At 41.6% G+C, this 21400-nt stretch carries 17 protein-coding genes and 1 pseudogene; 9 read left to right on the plus strand and 9 right to left on the minus strand.

Annotated elements, in window-relative coordinates:
- On the minus strand, window positions 1-1765 hold a 1765-nt coding region (locus ACKTT2_RS44205; RefSeq protein ID WP_407898631.1), incomplete at its 3' end, for a DUF4347 domain-containing protein.
- Window positions 1766-2294: 529 nt separating this feature from the next.
- Here ACKTT2_RS44205 and ACKTT2_RS44210 point away from each other — a divergent pair.
- Together ACKTT2_RS44210 and ACKTT2_RS44215 are read left to right on the plus strand one after the other, a co-directional pair.
- A complete protein-coding gene (locus tag ACKTT2_RS44210; RefSeq protein ID WP_407898633.1) occupies window positions 2295-3407 on the plus strand; it encodes a universal stress protein in 1113 nt (370 codons plus the stop codon).
- Window positions 3408-3661: 254 nt separating this feature from the next.
- Complete coding sequence (locus tag ACKTT2_RS44215) at window positions 3662-4864, plus strand: anhydro-N-acetylmuramic acid kinase (RefSeq protein WP_407898635.1); 1203 nt, start codon at window positions 3662-3664, stop codon at window positions 4862-4864.
- A gap of 57 nt (window positions 4865-4921) precedes the next feature.
- On the opposite strand, the gene ACKTT2_RS44220 is transcribed toward ACKTT2_RS44215, so the two are convergent.
- Window positions 4922-5167 (minus strand): UPF0175 family protein, encoded by a 246-nt coding sequence (locus tag ACKTT2_RS44220; RefSeq protein WP_407898637.1) that lies wholly within the window; start codon window positions 5165-5167, stop codon window positions 4922-4924.
- 479 nt (window positions 5168-5646) lie between these two features.
- Between ACKTT2_RS44220 and ACKTT2_RS44225 the strand changes: the two genes are divergently transcribed.
- Both ACKTT2_RS44225 and ACKTT2_RS44230 read left to right on the plus strand, forming a co-directional pair.
- The gene (locus ACKTT2_RS44225) at window positions 5647-6096 is read left to right on the plus strand and encodes a hypothetical protein (RefSeq protein ID WP_407898639.1); all 450 of its coding nucleotides are present in this window, start codon (window positions 5647-5649) and stop codon (window positions 6094-6096) included.
- 332 nt (window positions 6097-6428) lie between these two features.
- Complete coding sequence (locus ACKTT2_RS44230; RefSeq protein ID WP_407898641.1) at window positions 6429-8000, plus strand: serine/threonine protein kinase; 1572 nt, start codon at window positions 6429-6431, stop codon at window positions 7998-8000.
- 454 nt (window positions 8001-8454) lie between these two features.
- Here ACKTT2_RS44230 and ACKTT2_RS44235 read toward each other — a convergent pair whose 3' ends face one another.
- The 4 genes from ACKTT2_RS44235 to ACKTT2_RS44250 all read right to left on the minus strand — a co-directional run bounded on the left by ACKTT2_RS44235 (window position 8455) and on the right by ACKTT2_RS44250 (window position 12136).
- Window positions 8455-8652 (minus strand): NblA/ycf18 family protein, encoded by a 198-nt coding sequence (locus tag ACKTT2_RS44235; RefSeq protein ID WP_407898643.1) that lies wholly within the window; start codon window positions 8650-8652, stop codon window positions 8455-8457.
- A 632-nt stretch (window positions 8653-9284) separates the two neighbouring features.
- Window positions 9285-10010 carry a Stp1/IreP family PP2C-type Ser/Thr phosphatase gene (locus ACKTT2_RS44240; protein ID WP_407898645.1) on the minus strand — a complete coding sequence of 242 codons (726 nt, stop codon included), beginning with the start codon at window positions 10008-10010 and terminating at the stop codon, window positions 9285-9287.
- A gap of 19 nt (window positions 10011-10029) precedes the next feature.
- Window positions 10030-11715 (minus strand): ABC1 kinase family protein, encoded by a 1686-nt coding sequence (locus ACKTT2_RS44245; protein WP_407898647.1) that lies wholly within the window; start codon window positions 11713-11715, stop codon window positions 10030-10032.
- Between the two features lie 82 nt (window positions 11716-11797).
- Entirely contained in the window at window positions 11798-12136 is a 339-nt protein-coding gene (locus ACKTT2_RS44250; RefSeq protein WP_407898649.1) for a DUF6825 family protein, read from the minus strand.
- Window positions 12137-12354: 218 nt separating this feature from the next.
- Here ACKTT2_RS44250 and ACKTT2_RS44255 point away from each other — a divergent pair, with 218 nt between their 5' ends.
- A complete protein-coding gene (locus ACKTT2_RS44255; RefSeq protein ID WP_407898651.1) occupies window positions 12355-13695 on the plus strand; it encodes a serine/threonine protein kinase in 1341 nt (446 codons plus the stop codon).
- A gap of 422 nt (window positions 13696-14117) precedes the next feature.
- Here ACKTT2_RS44255 and ACKTT2_RS44260 read toward each other — a convergent pair whose 3' ends face one another.
- Entirely contained in the window at window positions 14118-15080 is a 963-nt protein-coding gene (locus ACKTT2_RS44260) for a pentapeptide repeat-containing protein (protein WP_407898653.1), read from the minus strand.
- A gap of 268 nt (window positions 15081-15348) precedes the next feature.
- On the opposite strand from ACKTT2_RS44260, the gene ACKTT2_RS44265 reads away from it, so the two are divergent.
- Window positions 15349-15621 (plus strand): type II toxin-antitoxin system ParD family antitoxin, encoded by a 273-nt coding sequence (locus ACKTT2_RS44265; RefSeq protein ID WP_407898655.1) that lies wholly within the window; start codon window positions 15349-15351, stop codon window positions 15619-15621.
- On the opposite strand, the gene abc-f is transcribed toward ACKTT2_RS44265, so the two are convergent.
- Window positions 15610-17340 (minus strand): ribosomal protection-like ABC-F family protein, encoded by a 1731-nt coding sequence (gene abc-f / locus ACKTT2_RS44270; protein ID WP_407898657.1) that lies wholly within the window; start codon window positions 17338-17340, stop codon window positions 15610-15612. The genes ACKTT2_RS44265 and abc-f overlap by 12 nt on opposite strands.
- 255 nt (window positions 17341-17595) lie before the next feature.
- Between abc-f and ACKTT2_RS44275 the strand changes: the two are divergent.
- Window positions 17596-17682: pseudogene (locus ACKTT2_RS44275) on the plus strand (Uma2 family endonuclease); the annotation flags it as partial.
- An 86-nt stretch (window positions 17683-17768) separates the two neighbouring features.
- On the opposite strand, the gene ACKTT2_RS44280 reads toward ACKTT2_RS44275, so the two are convergent.
- On the minus strand, window positions 17769-18725 hold the full coding sequence (locus tag ACKTT2_RS44280) for a response regulator (protein ID WP_407898660.1): 957 nt from the start codon (window positions 18723-18725) through the stop codon (window positions 17769-17771).
- Between the two features lie 339 nt (window positions 18726-19064).
- On the opposite strand from ACKTT2_RS44280, the gene ACKTT2_RS44285 reads away from it, so the two are divergent.
- Window positions 19065-20144 carry a RuBisCO accumulation factor 1 gene (locus ACKTT2_RS44285; protein ID WP_407898662.1) on the plus strand — a complete coding sequence of 360 codons (1080 nt, stop codon included), beginning with the start codon at window positions 19065-19067 and terminating at the stop codon, window positions 20142-20144.
- Between the two features lie 142 nt (window positions 20145-20286).
- Window positions 20287-21162 (plus strand): hypothetical protein, encoded by an 876-nt coding sequence (locus ACKTT2_RS44290; protein WP_407898664.1) that lies wholly within the window; start codon window positions 20287-20289, stop codon window positions 21160-21162.
- Window positions 21163-21400: the final 238 nt, after the last annotated feature.

A 21400-nucleotide genomic window follows, 5' to 3' on the forward strand; every position in this document is an offset into this window, starting at 1 on the left:
AAATGGTGATGTTTCCCGTACCCAAAGCAATCTTTTCGCTGAAGTTGATGACTAAGTTGTCTGCAACAGCAACATTGGTAGCATTATTGTTTGGTGTAGTGCTGCTGAGAGTGGGGGCGGTGATATCCGCAGTAGTGAATTTCCAAGTTGTGGCATCGTTGATTCCGTTGTAGCTGTTGCCTGCTAAGTCTTTGATAACACCAGGTTGTATTTGCACGTAATATTCAGTTTCACCTGCCAAGTCTGGAGTGGGGTTGATAGTGAGTTTACTGCCCTCAATGGTGAGTTTGGTAGTTTCAGTGGTGGCAATGGTCTCAACAGTTGTACCATTGGCTTTGTGAATGGTGATGTTTCCCGTTCCAAGAACAATATTTTCGCTGAAGTTAATTACTAAGTTGGCTGCAACAGCAACGTTAGTGGCATTACTAGTTGGTGTGGTGCTGCTGAGAGTGGGGGCGGTGATATCGGCAAGGGTAATTGTTCCAAATACGTCTTTTGTATCACCTGTCTCGTTAGAAGCATTGGGAGCCGTATTTTCACTGAAAGTCGGCAGCCCACTGAAAGATTTGATTGTAGGAGCTGTGGGTGTGCCTGCTACTGCTGTGAATTGTTCAGTCACAGCAAAAATTGCACCGCCCTTGCCTTGACCTGCTGACTGAAAACCACTGCCGCCAATTGCTGTGTTAGATGTAAAGGTAGTGTTGCTGAGGTTTAAACTGCCAGCCCTGATAAAGATGGCACCTCCAAAACCTGCACCACCGCCGCCACCCATACCATCACCGCCTTTGGCAACACCACCTTGTAGGGTGAGATTTTTCAGCGTCAGATTCCCTGGAGCAATGTCATAAGGGGCTGGATTGAGGCTTCCTGCTACATAGAAGAAGCGGAAGTTAGGTGTACCTGTAGCTGTAGCTCTCTCAACGATCGCCCCATTCCCCTCAATGGTGATTTGACTCTTAATTTCTGGCAGTCCGTTCGGACCATACCAGTAGTTATTAATCTGATTCAGGCTGTAAGTACTTTTTGCCAAGTTAATGGTGTCTTCTTCTAGCGTCGAGTTAGCTTGCTTAATTGCCCAAACCAATCCCCCAGTGGTTCCCGAACCCGTGTCAGAAACATCACCAGCATTAACACTGTAAGTAGCCAAAACACTTGTATATGCCTGGGTGACTTCAGTATTAAACGCATTAGCTGCCTCTATCTTGCCGATGGAGTATTCTAAATTCCAGTTCCCACCTTTTGCTGTGCTTCCTGTCAAGTCAGTCGAAGCTGCAACATCCGCTCCTGTCAAAGCCTGGATTTTTTGTACAAAAGCTTTTCCTATATCATCGGCAGCTAAGTTACATCCATACAGAAGAATGTCCCCATCAGCAGCAAGTGCTGATGACCAAGATTGTAACTGTTGCCCAGTGATATCTAATGTCTGAGAATTTACCACTGTATTGCCTAATTGCAAATCTCCCGATTCGCCATGGGATACAATGTGGATCGAAGATAACTGACTGCGCCCTTGAAGTGCTTGTGTTATTTGGGCAATGCCATCTTTAGTGCTATCTATCCTGACAACTTCTAAACCTGAGTTGATTTCTCCAGCCAATAATTGCCAATCTTCCACCTTGTCATCAATGAAGAGCATGCCTGGTCTGTTCTCTTTTTGCAATGCTACTTCTCCAAACGGGGCATCAGAATTGCCAAAACTTGGGATTAAACTGCTAGAATGATTTGCCAATCCACGAGCTAATGTTGTTTCCTGAAAATTATCCATAATGATAGTTAACCTGATTAAGTAATAATTCTTTCCATGCCAATAGACGTCCTCAAACCTTCGTTAAGGAACTTGTGGCAAATATCGGCAGATGCACTTATATGTGGTTAGTTATAAGTTTTCATGCTCAAAGAGTGATTATTGCGGCTCTTTTGCCTATACATTGCTTAGCAAGCCATAGCCAATGTTCTGCCGTTTTGAATTCAAGCCTTCCATTGAGCAAAATAGGATGTTGAAGCTGATGTTTCTGGCAACACTCCGGTCTGAGTTGCCTATCTCTTTCAACAAGACCTATTTACTTCCACATTCCGATTCAATCTAGCATCTATATAAACAAAGCACTTCAGTATTTTTCGGTATTTCTAGGTTTTTAAGTATTATAAAAGTTAGATTTTTAACTAATATATAACTATGTATACAGTATCTAAATTTTAGGTATTTTTGATGAACTGGGAGTGAAGATTTTAAAGTTGAATTATGCTTGAAATTTAGATGAGTTTAACCGTCAGCAAAATAGGTAATTGGGCTAATGGCTAATGATTTGAGCCAAGTACGGAGAGGTAAACACAAAATTTACATTGGGATGGCACCGGGGGTTGGTAAAACATACCGAATGTTGGAAGAAGCCCATGCACTAAAAGATGAAGGGATCGATGTGGTCATTGGGCTTTTAGAAACTCACGGACGCAAAGAAACGGCAAAAAAAGCAGAAGGATTGGAGATAATTCCTCGTCAGCAAATTTCTCGGAGTGGTTTGGTGTTGACAGAAATGGATGTTGATGCCATCTTAGCACGATCGCCCCAATTAGCTCTAGTGGATGAATTAGCACATACCAATATTCCTGGTTCAATTCGAGAAAAACGATACCAAGATGTGGAGGTCATTTTAGAAGCAGGCATTGACGTTTATTCTACAATGAACATTCAACATCTTGAAAGTTTGAATGACTTAGTTGCTAGAATTACTGGTGTGATTGTCAGAGAACGTGTTCCCGATCGCATTCTAGATGAAGCGGATGAAATTGTCGCCATCGATGTCACTCCTGAAACTTTACAGGAACGTTTGTTAGAAGGTAAAATTTATGCTCCAGAAAAAATTCAACAATCGCTTGATAACTTTTTCCAACGTCGCAATTTGATTGCTTTACGAGAGTTAGCACTTCGAGAGGTTGCAGATAACATTGAGGAAAATGCAGTCGCTAACAATCTCAATGGCGATCTTTGCAATATTCATGAAAGAGTTTTAGTTTGCGTATCAACTTATCCTAACTCAATTCAATTATTACGAAGAGGAGCTAGACTAGCTAAGTATATGAACGCTCCTCTTTTTTGTTTGTATGTTTCTGAACCGGAGCGCTTTCTGACTAAACAAGAAAGCTTGTATGTAGAAACCTGCGAAAAGCTCTGTCAAGAATTTGAAGGTGAATTTCTTCGGGTTAACAGCCATGATGTAGCTACGTCAATTGCAGAAGTTGCCCAACAATACCGCATCACTCAAATTGTAATTGGTGCGAGTCAGCGATCGCGCTGGCAACTTCTTTTTAAGGGGTCTCTCACTCACAAACTTTTGCGATTGCTCAAAAACATCGATTTACACATTATTTCTGAAGATAGAAGTAATTCTTTAAAAAGTCTTCAGTAAGTTAATTTTTTTAATAAATTATTTATTTTGTGGGATGTGGGATAGGCGTCCCACCTGTCCTGTATAAGTGGCGGGCGAGACGCCCGCACCACAAGAACTGGTGGTAGATTCAAATTACAAGAACTTTTGGGAGACTTTTTATTTGAAAGTCTTTCAGAAGAAGTGAGAAGAATTATAAATTTTCCCAAATAGCTCAATCACCATTCATTTATAATTCATAATTCATAATTCATAATTCATAATTCATAATTCATATGCGTGTAATAGGCTTAATCAGTGGTACGTCTGTAGATGGTATAGATGCAGCATTAGTTGATATTTCTGGAACAGATTTGGATATCGAAATTGAGTTAGTAGCTAGCGCGACTTATCCTTACCCAACACCTTTAAGAGAACGCATTTTAGCAGTTTGTGCGGGAGAAGCCCTTTCTATGGCTGAGCTAGCAGAATTGGATGATGCGATCGCATATACCTTTGCCCGCTCCGCACAAAACATTCAACTCGGTCATTCACCTGCTTCTGTTATCGGTTCTCACGGTCAAACAGTATATCATAGACCACCTCAAAAAGAGGGGATAGGGAATAGGGAATGGGGAATAGGGAATACAACTACCCCCTACCCCCTACCCCCTACCCCCTATCCCCTCCTAGGTTACAGTCTACAACTGGGACGAGGTGCAGTCATTGCTCATCTGACAGGGATAAAAACTGTTAGTAATTTTCGTGCAGCCGATATTGCTGTCGGCGGTCACGGCGCTCCTCTAGTTCCTCGTATAGATGCAGCATTACTCAGTGATTTCAACGAAGGACGTTGTATCCAAAATATTGGAGGAATTGGTAATGTGGCTTATATACCGCCTCGTCGTGACAGCAATTGGTTGGAAAAACTTCGTGGTTGGGATACAGGACCTGGCAATAGTCTTTTAGATTTAGCAGTAGAGCATTTATCCTCTGGGACAAAAACCTATGATGAAAATGGTGCTTGGGCTGCAAGTGGCAATCCTTGCCATCCTTTAGTAGAACAATGGCTCACTCAAGACTACTTTCATCTACCACCGCCTAAATCTACAGGTCGAGAATTATTTGGGGTTTCTTACCTTCAAAATTGCTTGCAAGATGCTGAAGCTTATCAACTCAGCCCAGCTGATATATTGGCAACTCTAACAGAACTGACAGCAGCTTCGATTGTTCATAGTTACCGTTCTTTTTTGCCACAACTTCCACAAAGAGTATTACTCTGTGGGGGTGGTAGCCGCAATCTTTATTTAAAAGCTCGGATACAGCACCTGTTAGACTCAGTACCAGTCATGATAACAGACGATGTGGGATTGAATGCTGATTTTAAAGAAGCGATCGCATTTGCCGTGTTAGCTTACTGGCGATACATGGGAACCCCTGGAAACCTACCAACGGCTACAGGCGCACGTCAAGAAGTGCTTTTGGGAGAAGTTTCCTAATAAGAGCTTTAAAATCCTTTGCCAAATTCGAGATTGGTGAAGTGTTACTCACAATAGTCATTGCCAACCCATTTCCTGCAACGTTTTGAGATCTTCTTGGAATTCAGCTACATCGTAGTGAACACAAATATTCCGCTCAGCCAGCAATTTTTGAAACTGCATCCGATGTATCCCTATTAATTCACTAGCTTTTCCCAGGCTAATCTTATCCTGCTTAAAGAGCATAATCACAATTTCCAGCAAGAGTTCACGTTCTGATAAGCCACTTGCTTTCACAATGTCATCTGAAATTACCAAGCTCATGGTTGTTCCCTTAACTCTTAACTGTGTCTCTTGCATCGTAGCAGTCAGATTAGGCTACCGCCTAGTGGAGAAGATCTCTGGACAAAGTTCTAAGAGCAGAAAACTAAATATATTTCAGAGTCTACAATTTTACTTCATTCCACAACTTCATGTCTTTGAAATCACCCACTCTACTACCTGATTTTTAAATACCTACCCTTGAAAGAGAGCTAGGGTGGGGTTTTGTTTGTAAGTAATTAGGCGGTCGTAATATGATGACATGGTGTTCGTAGTGCCTTTCGCGCTTATAGGGAGAGGGAATTATATCACGTTCGGATAATCGCTTACGATATAAGTAGGGAGAAAAACGATGAACTATGTTAAAATGTGTCCTCCCAAGGTTTGGCACAATGGATATACTGTACTTATTTACTGCCTGACATCTTAATGTTTTAATATCCAGTCTTGGCGGTACTCGAGCAAAGCAAGGAACGTACAAGGTGCCACACACTTTTTTACTAGAACCGGGGCGCTGGATTCTACAAGGAACCTGGCTGGAACGTAATGGTATGCCAATTAGCGTCAAAGGTTTGACCTTGGTTGCTTGGAATCGAGATAATTGGTTCACAATGGCGACAAAATTAATGTTTCCCGATACCGAACACTCAGAAATTGCCCTACAGTATAAAGGTCGTTTGGATCGCGGAGAAAGGCAGTATAATTTTTTACTTCAACATAATTTATTGGGACAGGTAGAAGGGGAAGGCTGGATTGGTCTAGAAACGATAGTTCAGAGGTATTGGGTGTTGAGCGATCGCGAGCGTCGTAGTGGCTTTGAAACCTTACACAGAGTATCTGATAACACTTACTACTTAACCAGTGGCGTATTAGCTGGTCATTTTTTAACCAGTACAATGGAAGCCAACTTAGAGAGACAAACTCCTAGTTAATGGTCACTGGTCACTGGTCACTGGTCATATGTTATTTAACGAGTAAAAATTGGGAAATATAAATAGTAACTACAGTACTGGATGCCTCAGAAAGACCGGACATATCGATCCGGTTTCGTTGACAATTACCAAATCCACATCTTGTACCCCTTTATAATTCAGTCCGCGCAGGCGGACTTCGTTTGTATAGCAGCGATTTCTAATCGTTAGAGCAAAAGGGGTTGTAAAAGTGGATTTAGTATTACTCCAGGTAAATACTCCTCTTGAATTTCCGGAGGTGTGTATAAAGCAGAAATTTCCTAAGATTATTTGATATTGGAGTCGAATTTTGTATGTCAGACCCCAACACTGGTCGTTTACTCAGCAAACGCTATGAGCTTCAGGACATTATCGGTACCGGAGCCATGGGTAGAGTTTATCGTGCTAAGGACGTTTTGTTGGGTGGTGTTCCTGTTGCTGTTAAATTTCTTGCCCTATCAATTCAAAACCAAAAAATGCGGGTGCTGGAACGCTTTGAAAGAGAAGCAAAAACCTGTGCTTTACTAGGTCAAAAAAGTATCCACATTGTCCGCGTTATGGACTATGGCGTAGACGAGAATGGTACTCCATTCTATGTTATGGAATACTTACAAGGAACAAACCTCAGTCACATCATCCGCAAGCAACAGTTATCTTTACCAAGATTTTTCAGTATTGCACGCCAAATTTGTTTGGGTTTACACTGCGCTCACAGTGGTATCCCGGTTGATGGCAAAATTTGTCCAATTATTCACCGCGATATTAAGCCAAGTAATATGCTAGTTATTCAAGATGCTAGTTTTGGCGAACTTGTGAAAGTGTTGGATTTTGGTATTGCCAAACTCCTTATGTCTGATGCTAATTATACTAACTATTATTTAGGAACTCTGGCTTATTCTTCACCCGAACAAATGGATGGTAAGGAATTAGACAACCGTTCTGATATCTATAGTTTGGGTGTAATGATGTATGAAATGCTTGCTGGTAAATTACCACTTGTCGCTGTCAGCCACTCATTCGGCGCTTGGTATAAATTACATCATAAGCAAATTCCGCGTCCTATCTCGGAGGTTGTTCCTACACGACAAGTACCAACTGAAGTGGAAAATTTAGTCTTAAGTTGTTTGGCTAAATCGCCAAGTTCGCGCCCGCAAAATATTGATGAAATTCTAAAAGTTTTAGTCTCATTAGAACAAAGCTACGGCATTCGTAAAGTCTTACCGCAAACAGAAAGCGATATTTTTTCCAATACAGTTACTAATACCTCTACAGTAAAAACAGGCTCAGAGCAAAGGACACCAGTTCTTTTGCCCTCTATGCTAACTGATGAAATAGCACAACAAGCTTCATGGCCTGCTAATAAACCTATTGCTGATATTGTTTTTCCAAAGCTAATCCGAAGCCCTGAAGGAGAAGTCATTCCTGCTTTATGGGTAATGCTACCACAACAAGAAATTTTGAAGCGTCTAGTTTGTACGCGCTACAACCAATTTCTTTTTATCACGGCTCCTCACCCCATGTTGTTATGGATTACTCTCATATACAATCGCAAGCAAGGTTCAAAGTGGTTGCCGTACTACTTAGACTTAAAAACCACTTTTGGGCAAGAAGTAACTTACTTACTCGGGCAAACAGGCTCGTATCGCCTGTTATTCTTTTCTAGAGAAGCACCTAACCGCTGCGCTCACGTACTCCTTTCTAGCATTGCGTCCGCTCAACGCCATAGGTTACAAGATTGGGTTAAGATTAGCGAAACCTTGATATCTACTACCGACCCGCAAGTTAGTAAAAGTTTGCTAAAAGTTGAGTACGAGAAGATAAAACCTCAGATTTTGGCGAAAATACAAGCGATTGATACAGATTCTCCGTTTGACCTTTCCGGTTGAGAGAAATATACTACTTAGTTGTTCTTTGTAAGTTCTTCAGCAATCTTGATGGTTTATATTACAAATTGTTAAAAACCTCTATACAAGATGCTGCAGAAAGTTATAAGAAATATAAATAGATAAGTTACCGGGTGTGGAATTTGAGTAGACTAGAGGCTGTGCGAACGGTTATAGATGCTTAGAGTGCCGCTTGGGAAAACCAATGGCAATTCAATTTGTCGCCCTAGCCTCTCGGGCTGAAATTTAGTAGACGCTCCGCACAGCTATTAACTTCATAGGAATATACGACTGCTTGAGTAGTAAAGCAGACAATTATTTTTTTAGGCCAATGACCCGTTATAAAAGCTCTCGTAAGTTTGAGTTTTTCCTCGGAGTTGACGCCCCTGCATCCCCAGCTCCTTTCCTCCTTGGAATAGAGCAAGAGAAGGAGGTCGCCCACTGCGACATCACAAATCTATGCCCAAGTGGAACCAGAATCTAGTCCCCATTGGTGCTTGATAAGCTCTTTGTAGGTAGCTTCACGAACTACCATTTGCTCGTAGAGTTTGACTAAAAAGTCTTTTGCCTGGTCGTGGCTCATGTTTTGAACTTGACTAGCAAAAGAATGAATACTGAATTGTTGTTCTAAAGTCAATTCGATTGGTTGATTCATAAGATATCTCCTAAGAGGTTACGTAAATTGATAGAGTCAGAAAAACCAGAGTTATGCTGGGAGTGACTCTGACTAGGCATACAATTGTTCTTCTTACATATTACGAAAGATAACAACTGTTTGACGAATTGCCCACATCCTAATGGGTAATTTTTCAGTTTGATTTTCTTGCAGCTCATTCTACTGATATAGACCTCAAGTCCGCTAAAGCGAATTTCGGGTACTTAGATCGGGAAAAACAAAAACCAACACTCGTAAAGTCCTATGGAAAGACTCGATCGCTCTCGTTTTGTCTTCCCGACTGCCTGTGAATCCCTTGTTTGGGTTACAAGAGATGCAAGAGGTAGTAAATCAGAATTATATGCGCCCTACCTTATTAGGTGCAAGATGTCAATTACACTGAAACATTCTAAACAAAGCCTCCGAAGTCGCTAGCTACGGAGGCTTAACAATATATGTATCAAGTTGTAACCCAGAAAAATGCTCAAGCTGAACAAAATCAGTGACCAGTGACCAGTGACCAGTGACCAGTGACCAGTGACCAATGATTGGGGACTGGGAATTAAGAAAGTTCCATTCTCAATGCTCAATGCCCAATTCCCAATCGCCAATCGCCAATCGCCAATCGCCAATCACTCAACAGTCACGATGACAACGGTGATATTGTCGTGTCCGCCTTGTTCTTTAGCTGATTCAATGAGGGAATAAGCTGCTTTATCTCCCCCTGAATTTTCTTGAAGGAAAGAACTAATCGTTTGATCGGCAAGTTCTTCTGTAAGTCCGTCGCTGCATAATAAAAGGCGATCGCCTGCTTTAACATCTACTGGCTTGATATCAACTTGATGTAAATCTTCACGTCCCAAACAGCGAGATAACACGTGACGGAAGGGATGAATTCTAGCTTCATCTGAGGTGATATCGCCCATTTTCAGAGCGCGTGCTACCCAGGTATGATCTTCAGTGATTTGTTCGAGTTGAGAGTTACGCAAACGGTACAGCCGGGAATCCCCAACATGAGCGCACAAAGGTGATTCGCGATCGCGAAACATGATGGCGACAACAGTTGTTCCCATATCAGCCCGTTCTGGGTAATTTTGCTGGTCGAGCAAAATTGCTTCATTGGCTTTGAGCAAAGCTTCTTCTAATAATTGTTCGGAAGATTTAGAAGCATTCCAATTTTCTGTTAAATAAGTTTGAATTTCTTGTGTAGCAATACGACTTGCTTGCTCGCCTCCAGCATGACCGCCCATACCATCAGCGACTATAAAAAAGCGTTCTTCCGGGTCAATGTAGTAAGCATCTTGGTTATTAGAACGAATAAGCCCTGGGTCACTTTTCCCAGTAGAGTTAATTTTCATATAGTTTCTACAAAATTTATTAATACATACGGTCATAGCGGTCGAGACGCATGAGCAGTCGAATTAACAGCCACGAAACAGCCGCCGCGATTAAACCAGCAAGCGCAGCCAACCAGATATAGTCTTTCAACAATAGAACAGCAGCTGAAAGGGTAAAACCACTCACAATAACAGCATAAGTCATTCCCAGTTGAACATTTGTTTGTCGGCGCAGCAATCTTTCGGTTTCTAGAGACCTTACTCGCACTCGTAGATCGCCCCGCTCTAGTTTTTCTAGTGTATCTTCGAGTCGGCGCGGTAGCCCTAGTGCTGTACTGCTGACTTGAACTGCTTGGCGACTCAATTCATTGAGAAAACTATTGCCTTCTGTGCCATTCATATCAGTCATAAGCTGCATTGCATAAGGTTTTGCTACTTCCATAAAGTTAAATTCAGGATCTAACCCTTTACCCACACCTTCGAGAGTCGAAAAAGCTCGCATGACGAAAGTGAAAGTAGCAGGAAATCTAAATGGCTGATTATATGCTATTTCGTACAAATCGTCACTAATAGCCGCCACTGATTGATTTTCAAAGGGCTTATCCATAAAATTGTCCAGCATATACTGGACAGAACGCCGCACTGGTCCCATATCATCTACAGGAGCAAGAGCACCCAAATCTATGAGAGATTTAACAACGCGCGAGCCATCTTTTGAGGCAATACCAAACAGCGTTTCCATCAACCCTTCACGTATATTACTTTTTATACGCCCCATCATCCCAAAATCATAGAAAATAAGAGCGCCTACTGGGCTGACAGCAATATTCCCTGGATGAGGATCTGCATGAAAGAATCCGTTGTTCAGCAGTTGATGTAAGTAAGCTTCCGCACCGTGACGGGCGATTTCCTTCCTATCCAAACCAGCTGCCTCAATAGCCTCATACTGACTAATTTTGATACCTGGAAGATATTCTAAAGTCACGACACGAGACGAGGTATAACGCCAGTAAACTCGCGGTACCTTTACCCATTCAATATCGCGGAAATTACGACGAAAAGTATCGGCATTGCGACCTTCGTTAAGATAATCAATTTCTTCCCAAAGAATGCGACAACACTCCTCATAAATCCCCATCCAATCGCGACCTCGCCCCCAGTCGGGATGGTTTTGAAAATAACGTGCGATTCCCCTAAGAATTTGTAAATCTATTTCAAATAACTTCTTAAGCCCCGGTCGCTGCACTTTAACAACAACTGCTTCCCCCGAATGTAGGGTAGCTTTGTGGACTTGACCCAAGCTAGCAGCAGCGAGAGGAATTGGCTCAAAATTCTGAAAGAGGTCAGGAATTTTCTTACCCATCTCCTGCTCGATAATCGCCTCTACCTGTTCGTAACTAAAAGCAGGTACTCTATCTTGGAGCTTAGATAATTCTTCAACATATTCAACAGGGAATATATCAGAACGAGTAGAAAAAAGTTGCCCAACCTTGATAAAAGTTGGTCCCAAATCCAAAAGAGTATTGCGAATCCATACTGCTTGAGCCTTTCGCCTTGCGGTTTTCTTAGCTTCCGTCACACCACCAGGATAACTCCAAGACTTGTTGTAACGCCAAAGCTTGAACATCAAAGTCAAGACAAAAGACCAAATATCCACAAAGCGCCGTCTGCGAGAGTAATTTTCCCGATTCCAACGGTATGCCTTATCCGAATAACCTTTTTCCATATCTTTTGCTTACCGCTGGTCACTAGTCATTTGTCACTGGTCACTGGTCACTGGTCACTGGTCACTGGTCACTGGTCACTGGTCACTGATTAGCACTACTTTGATTGCGATATCGCTGTAACTCAGTTCGCAGTGTGGCAATTTCTGCTCGTAAGTCATCGATAGTAGCTTGTGTATCAACAGGAGCCGACGTAGTAGTTCCAGAGTAAACTGAAGAAGTAGAAGCAGCACCTGCCGCAGCAGATGCCCGGTTTGCACGTTCTGTGACTTCTTCTGTAAACTCGCGCATTTGCTCCCGGAGTTCGGCATCCCACTTACCAAGTTCGCTTAAAGCGTCAGTAACGGCAAACTCCAATTTTTCGCTGAGGACTTCAGCAACTGCTCTTCCAACAAAAAAAGCCTGTACTAGAGGGTTACTCATAAATTTTTGTTACGATCGTTCGCTAAAGAATTATAACTTGCTCGCTTACCCTGGTGCTTCTGCTTGAGTACTGGACTTTTGGAAAAAGAAGGCAGAAGGCAGAAGGCAGAAGGCAGAATGTTTAATTGGAAAGGTATAAAAGATATATGGGATAGCGAGCCGCATCTGCCATAAGTGAGGAGTTGAGGCTCACTTGACTTTGTTTAGAGGAATTGGCGATGCTAGAAGTAGGACAGATATTACAAACTCGCTATCAACTCAAAGAAAATTTAGGGCAAAATGCTGGGCGTCAAACTTGGCTAGCAGAAGATTTAACAACACAGCCTAGGGAAAATGTCATTGTGAAACTGCTAACCTTTGGCGACCAAGTGCAGTGGGAAAGCCTGAGACTCTTTGAGCGAGAAGCTGAGATTCTCAAACAGTTAGACCATCCTCGAATTCCCAAATATCGAGATTATTTTTCCATAGACGATCGCATTCTATGGTTTGGTCTAGTTCAAGATTACATACCCGGTTCTTCCCTAAGAGAGTTGCTAAATCGAAGGCAGAAATTTTCGGAAAAGCAAATTCGTCACATTGCCACAGAAATCTTAAATATTTTGATATATTTGCACGAAATCAACCCATCTGTGCTTCACAGAGACATCAAACCCAGTAATTTAATTCTGGGAGAAGACAAGCGAGTTTATCTCGTTGACTTTGGTGCAGTACAAGATCGATCCATCTCTGAACGAGCCACTTTTACCGTAATAGGGACTTACGGTTATGCACCAATGGAACAATTTGGCGGTCGAGCCGTTCCAGCAAGCGATCTTTACGCTTTAGGAGCTAGTTTAATTCATTTACTGACAGGAGTCCCACCAGCCGATTTACCACAACGAAAGATGCGGATTCAGTTTAGCGATCGCGTCACTATAGACCCCTATTTGATAAAATGGATTGAAACTTTGACAGACCCCGATGTAGAAGAGCGATTTAGCACGGCTCGTCAAGCTTTACAAGCACTCGATACACCTCAAAACCCCAAAACTTACCTCCCAGTTCATAAACCACAAAACAGCCGAATTCAGATTAAGAAATCTTTACACCAACTCAACATCAAACTTCCCAAAAGAGGGTTGAGAGTTTTAGATTTTGTAGGTTTAATACTTGGATTTGTGGCATCTTCTTTGTTTGCTAGTTTATTTATTGCTGGCTTGTTTGGTATTGGATCTGGTTTATCAGTATTAGTTTGGTTAGTTGGTTCATCTCTTTCATTAGGTTACCTGATTGCTCCTTTGACGGAAACCAACATTAATATTCAAAGAGATTCCTTTGCAATTACATGGAGCATATTTGGTAAGCGCTATCGACAACTACAAGGGAAAACACTCGACATACACAATGTTTATGTTTATATTTATCAATCCAAGGGAGGAGAAAATTCTTCAGAAATCATGAAGATTATTATTGCAGCAGGAGAAGATAAATATAAATTTGGAGATTTTGATTTTAAAACTGGCGAACCAGAATGTCTTTGGGTCGTTCAAGAGATGAAAGATTGGCTGGGATTGAGGTAATACGGTTTTGGATGCGTGGATTTTGGATTGAAGAAGTTTAACTGGATGTTTTAGAAGTTCTGGGCGAATATAATTCGCTACTATACAAACTAAGTCCGCCTGCGCGGACTAATATAGCGGTTCTCACTTGGATGCAATAGATAAAAGAGTTATGGAACCGCAGATGCACAGCAAAGCACGCGGATAAAACTGTACCTTATTCGGATGAGAACCGCTATAAAGAATCTCCAAGGAATCAAAGGATTTAAACCCACGTAGGTGGGTTTTGGCTGTATAGCCGAGGCAGTGCGTTGCGGGGGTCTCCCCCCAACCCCAGAGGGGACTCCAAAGCCCCCCGTTGTAGCACCTGCCGTGCGAATTCTATTCGCTTTGGCAAGTATGAATTGAGACTTCACAAACATCCTCTAAAATTTTTTCAAAGATTAATCAAACAGTGCCTCTTCCCAATTTTTGGTGGATTTGATTTGCTCAGCCTTAAGACCTTTAGCACCTCTGAAATCAGCACTGCTCAAATTAGCTCCTTGAAGATTAGCACCGCTTAGGTTAGCACCACTCAAGTTAGCACCTTTAAGATTAGCACCGCTCAAGTTAGCATCGCTCAAATCGGCATTACTCAGGTTAGCACTCCAAAGTTCGGCATTTCGGAGGTCTGCTGAAAATAGGATGGCATTATTAAGAATAGAACTGTTAAGATTGGCACTGCTCAGATTAGCATTACTAAGGTCGGCATTGTTGAGGTCAGCAAAGAAAAGTATGGCGTGATTTAAATTGGCATCGCTCAAATTAGCTTCACTTAAGGTCGCAAAAAAGAGATTGGCACTGCTGAGATTGGCGGAGATGAGATGAGCATCACTGAGGTTAGCACCATTCAAATCGGTATTGCTAAGGTCAGCATTACTAAAGATGCAATCATTAAAATCAACTTCTTTTAGATCGGCATTTCTTAGATTGATTTCACTTAAATTAGCACCAGGAACATCAATTCCTTTTAGAGAAACTCGGTATTTATTCAACTCTTCTAGTGCTCTAATTCTTGCGTAGCTAGTAGAAACTTTTGCAGCTGCTGCATTATCAACAACTTGCCACGCCTCATATATTCTCTTTTCTCGACGCTCATGGCTCTCTAAAATATATAAAATTGATACTGTTAATATACTAAAGCCTTCAATGTTACTTGGTGCAAATATAGAGATTATTTGTCTAAAATAACAATTCTGTAAAGGTTCTTGAATGTGGCACAATTCTTGGTCGTTAGACCATTTATCTATAAAACTAGCTATTACCATAACGGTATAAGCGATCGTAAAAGCAATAACTACACGAAACCAAAGTTTATTTAATTGGTGTTTCCAAATAGTGACGATGTGATGTTGTACTTTTTTCAACTTTTATCACCTCCTATGTTTGCAAAATTAGGTATAAAGATGACAGTTAACATCCTAACTCTAAGGTACATTAAAACTGGAGAATAGAGCTTTTAGCTTTAATATACCTCCCTTTTTTGTGTACAAAAATTTACATTTTTAGTATGTTTACTAAGCCTGTGTAAGCTAAAGAATTAGCTTATTGAGCCACGACCTGCAACGCAGTCTAATTTTTATTGTGACTTGGTAGCAATCTTTACTACTTTAGAGTAAAAGACGAAAAAAAGTTATGCCAAACGTTGAAAAAATCAGTGTTGCCTTGACACCAGAAATGGCGGCTTTTGTACGCTATGCCGTAGAATCAGGTGAATATGCTAGCAGTAGCGAAGTAATCCGCGAAGCACTACGTGACTGGAAGCAAAAGCGCTTGCTTCAGTTACAGAATATTGACGAATTGCGTCGCCTTTGGCAGGAGGGCATTGAAAGTGGGTCTGGGCAGTATAGCGATATTGAGGCTATCAAGCAGGAAGCTCGTAGACGCTTAGGGCAGCTACATAGCTAACAAGCACTCTTGATAGTATTGTTCGGGTTCGCTAGGTAGGTATGCAGTTCTTTGCAGGGTTTGCTCGCTCAGCTTGTAAGCTTGGTTAATATCAATGCGGCTTAAGAAATCCAAATCGTGGGAAATCACCCAAAGCGCACCTTGATATTCATTGATACCTTCTATCATTTGATTGACAGTTTCGATATCCAAATTGTTTGTTGGCTCGTCAAGAATCAGTAAATCGATTTCGGAAATACTGATAATTGCGATCGCTAACCTTGCTAATTCGCCCCCACTCAACACCGATGCTGGTTTATTGACATCATCATATTTAAATAGGAAGTGTCCCAACTGTTGGCGCAAAAGCTGATAACTTAGATTCGGATTAGCAGCTTGCATATTTTCGAGAAGTGTTTGCTTGCGATTAACTATTTCATAAGTTTGGTCGAGATACACAGCTTTAGTCGTGGATGTTAAAGCGAGTTTAGTAGATGAGTTATCTCCAGATTTTAGAGATAATTTATCCGTTCGATTTGTTGCTAAAATAGCTTTTGCCAAACTTGATTTTCCAGAGCCATTTGCACCAGCTATAGCTATGCGATCGCTTGAGGAAATATGAAGCTGAATGTTTTCAATCAGCAGGCGTTCTTCTACCCAAAGGTCTGCACCTTGAATCTCGATAAGATTTCTCCGTTTTTGGCTTCTTTCTTCTAATTGAATACTAGTAGCCTTTGTTGTTCTGACTTTTGTTTCTGTTAATTTCTGTGTTGCTTTCTCAACAAGAGCTTCATGTTTTTGTTTTGCAATTCCTGCTGACACTTCTGCTTTTCGTTTCATGGCTCCAGCCACAATTCTAGGAATGCTACCGCTATTTGCTAGTTGCTCACCTCTTTTGCGAGATTGATCTGCTCTTTGTTGTTCCTTTAATGCTGAAGCTTTTGCACGTTTGAGTTCTTTTCTAGCAACTTCATGCGATCGCAATGCTGCTTCTAACTCTGTTTCTTTTTGTTCTCGGTATAAAGAAAAATGACCTCCATAAACTTTGATTCTATTTGATGTGAGTTCCCAAGTTGTATCTGTCACTTGGTCTAGAAAAAATGGTTTGTGGGAAACAATGACAAACGCTCCTTCAAAATTATTGAGAAAATCTTTTAAACTTTCTAACGCCATTAAATCCATGTGGTTAGTCGGTTCATCTAATAGTAAGACTTTTGGTTGTTGCGCTAAACCAATAGCCAAGAATAGTTTTGTGAGTTCGCCACCACTGAGATTAAAAAGTGGTAAGGATAAGTCAAGTCTAGTATTGAATTGTGTTTCCAGAATTGCTTCGATATTCCACCATTCCTCAGAAACAGAACTGAGAAGCTCGAGAACCGTGTCTGCTTTGATTTCTTGTCTAATGGTACTGGTTTGCGGTAAGTAGTATATTGTGCTTTGACGCCTAATAGAACCTGTTGTGGGATTGAGTTGACCAGCTAAAATTTTTAAAAGAGTCGATTTTCCTATCCCGTTAGCGCCAATCAAAGCAATGCGATCGTTCTCTGCAATGCTGAGATGAACGCCTTGAAATAAAGTCTTGGTTGCGCTAAGTTCATAGCCCAAGTTCTCTGCAAACAATATTGATTTTTTCTGCATTCTTTTCAAACCTCGATAAAACTGTGTAGCGCATATGTCTACAGGAGATGACGGGCGAGACGCCCGTCCCACAAGAGGTATTTCCCTATGCTTTCGTCTCACAAGAGGTATTTCCCTATGCTTTTGAGACGAGGGATCTGCCCCACATAAGGTGAGACATTGCTTAAAGTCAAAAAATTCTTTTGTCAGTTTCTGTTGCTTTTGGGCAAAGGTTTTTGCGACTACTTCATTTCAGCTATCCGAGGCGTATTGAAATTCGATACTATCTACATCATGGTAGCACGGGATTTCGGAAAGGTCATTAAAAAAGTGAAAATTAACAGGACGTTATGGCTGTTCCGTATAATAGATATAGGTGTGGAAGTTTTAAAATCACCTCAAACTCTCTCAGGAGAAAATGTTTTACCTGGTTTTGTACTTAATATGCAACAAATTTGGGAATAAAATTTAACATCCTCATAGAGAACGGGCATCCCTGCCCGTTCTACAATATGGGATAATTTATCTCATGGAATTCCCGACACTCTGGGTTACTTAGTTGGCTGATAGTAACGAGTGCTAGTCAGTGCGATCGCAACTAATTGTGCTGATAGATGAATGAGTTTCAGTTCGTCTTCACGTAAAGTACAAGGTTGTTTCCACTGTAGAGACAGCACTGCTAAAACTTCTTCGCGGAAAGTTATAGGAATAATCAAGTGGGCTTGGATGCTGTTAGACTCATAGTGAGAAACACGAGCTAGCTTGCGATCGTTGGGTACATTGACTGAAACTTGTAGTTGCTGACTGGCAATAGCTTCTGTTGTGAGCGGATCTCGAGCGAGCCAATTTTCTACTGTGCCAAAAACACTGTAAGTCCCTTGCTTGAAAACTAAAGCATTGCCTTCTACAAGCTGCAAAATACATCCATCTGCTGAAAAACTTTCACCAAAGGCTTTGGCAATAGGATCGAGGGTTGCGTCTAGGTTAGAAGCTTGTTGAGTCACTTGTACGAGAACAGCCAGTAATCCCATTTGAGCATTGGCGCGTCTCAATTCTTCAGTCCGTTGCTTTAGTAATTCATAGGTTTCTACCGCTCTCTGTACCACTGCCTTCAGTTCAATGGGGTCCCAGGGCTTGGTAATGTACTTATAAACTTGCCCAGCGTTGATTGCCTCGACTAAATCTTCAATATCAGTAAAGCCTGTAAGAATAATTCTAACTGTGTCGGGAAATTGAGGAACGGTCTTGCTGAGGAACTCTGTTCCTTTCATTTCTGGCATCCTTTGGTCGGATATAATAACGGCGACTTCTCCTTCTGATGCCAACACTTGCAACGCATTCACCCCACTGTCTGCTTTCAGAACTTGGAAGTCTCGGCGGAAAGTGCGATAAAGCAAATCGAGATTATCGGGTTCGTCATCCACAACTAACATTTTTGCCTTTTTGCGGCTTTCCACATTTCCGAGCTGACGGCGGATTTGGTCTAATTCGGGAAGGGGATTATTCATAAAAGGGTTCCTTTTAATCTTGATTTTTTGTTATATTTCGTACTTAGCGAGCTTAAAACTTAACACAATCTAAGTCATAAGTAGTTTTTTATCGTACTATGAACTGGTTATACTCATTTTTGACAAAAACAACAATAAAAATTGTAGATAATTTCAAATTTTTATATACGTAAATTTACGTAATGTTAAGGCTTGTTAATTGTAATTTAATCTTTCCTTCTCCCTTATGCCCCCTGCCTGTCTTCTTGTAAATTTTATTCAGAAGCCCCAACTTCAAGCGCAAGAGCTCGTTGGGGTAGTTCACCATATCTTCCCCTCTGAAAGCTTGCTGAGACATTTATGACTGATTTACCACTCAATATTCAAGAGCCAAATAACAACGATGTCGCACCAGAGTTGCTGAGAAAACTCAGACAAAAGCAAGGTAACTGGGTGGAATGGGGAATTGCGATCGCCCAACTGCAAAAACTTGGTTACAATCCCCAAGAAATTTTTGAAGCGACTGGATTTGAACCAATACAACAAAATCAAGTGATTGTTGGCGCACAAGTTTACAATTCTATAGAAAAAGCAAATACATCGGCAGAAGTGCGATCGTATTACTCCACCAGAGGTAGCGATATTTTGTACGAATTTCGCTTGCTAACACAAGAAGAAAGAACCGCAGCAGCCGAACTCGCCTTCCAAAATAAAATTGACGCTGATGGAGCCAAAGAAATTGCCAAGGCAATCAAAGAGTTTTCCCGCTTTCGTACTCTACCAGAAGGATTTGAGAATCATCCCGGTGATGCCGTTGCCTATCAAGCGTGGAAGTTAGCCCGTCAAAACTCCGACTTACAAGAACGTTCCCGCTTAATTGCCAAAGGCTTACGCTTTGCTCACTCCCAAACAGCAAGGAGACAAATCGAACAATTACTCACTGATTTTACCGTAGTTCCCAATCGCCCTGCCCCTTCTCTACCGTTTTATCGATTGGAATCAGAAGGTGACTTATGCCGTATTATACCAGTAGTTGGCGAGTTACCACTGACGCAAAGAGAGCTACAAGCAGTACCTATAATTGAGGAGATAGAACCATTTCGCATGGTCAAGTTTGCTGGAGAGCAAGCGTGGGTTCCTTTACCTGGGTGGCAAGTCTTGCTAAGTGCAGAAGATCCAGTGGTTATCTTGTGTAAGAGCGGAAAATTTCCCAACCAGACACAAAATCCAACGGAATCAGTGTTGGTCGTTATAGATCGTGCTCAACGAGAGTGGAACGCTAACAGTTATTTTGTGGTAGACAATTCTGGAGAATTAGATTTTCAGTGGTTTGACACATCCCCAGAAGTTCCTCTTTTAGGCAGAATCATCACCATCGTAAAACCTCGGAGAATTTTGGATGAGAATGTAACCAAAGACTCTTGGCAAATTGATGAATAAGTTAGAACTCAAATTTTTGCACAGTCTGATCCCACAGAGGATGATGGAATGATTTTTTTAGTGTTAAATGGTGAATATTGCCAAGAGTTGACAAAAGATATAGCAACTTAATTATTCAGGCAATATTTTTTGAGGAGTGATTGTGAACACTATTTTTTTGCGTAAAAATGCTTTTCGCGTGCTGAGCATATCAGCGGTGGCGGTTTTAGGTGTCAGTGTACCTGCTTTTGCTCAAGTAGCAGAAAATACAAGCAGCCAGCAGTTAACCTCATCTTCTGGAACTGAAGCGTCTCCCCAAGTAACAACTATTGAAGTAGAAAACTTCTACCCTAATGTCTTTACTCCATCTATAGAGAAATCTTCTGTTTCCGAAAATACCATGGCATCTGCTGCCATGGTTGATTCGATACAACCAATACAAAACAATACACAACAGGAAACTTCTAATAATGTAGTAGTTACACCTGTTCCAGGAACGACAGCTACATCATCTGCAGCGCTTGTTACTCCACAAGAAACACAAACTCAGGTTAAGCCATCTACCTCTAAAGTAGCACAATCCGATATTACGACTGTCGATCCAGGGCGAAGAACTCGCGGTGGATCGAGCTATATCGGAATAGGAGGAAACATCGGTTTAGGTGGTGACTCTGCTTTGGGAGATGGTAACTTTATGGTTCTTAGTAAAATCGGACTGACACGTGTGTTATCTGCACGTCCGTCAGCCGTGATAGGAGATGATACAGCTATTCTCATTCCCGTAACTTATGACTTTTCATTCAGTTCGGTAGATCCTTTCTCCGAACCATTGCCTATTGCGCCTTATGTTGGGGCTGGTGTTGCTATTGAAACTAGTGATGATGCCGACGTTGCTTTCTTGCTAACAGGTGGTATTGACGTACCAATATCATCTCGGTTTACAGCAACAGCCGCTATTAATGCAGCCTTTTTTGATGATACGGATGTTGGTTTGGCAATTGGTATTGGTTATAACTTCGGCAGTCTCTTTGGCCGTTAAAGAAGGCAAAACAAGTCGAATTTACTCCCATCTCGATCCCCCCCAGCCCACGCCAGTCGCTGTGAGGTCGGGCTGACCCTCCACCAGAGCGCTGGCTCCCCTTAAAAAGGGGGAAAAATCCTTAAAGTCCCCCTTTTTAAGGGGGGAAAAATCCTTAAAGTCCCCCTTTTTAAGGGGGATTTAGGGGGATCTCCAAAAATGTGTGTACACCGTAGCCGATGGATTGGGGAAAACAAGA

The organism is Scytonema hankhaensis NUACC26 (assembly GCF_045865695.1).
Classification (GTDB): Bacteria; Cyanobacteriota; Cyanobacteriia; order Cyanobacteriales; family Nostocaceae; genus Scytonema.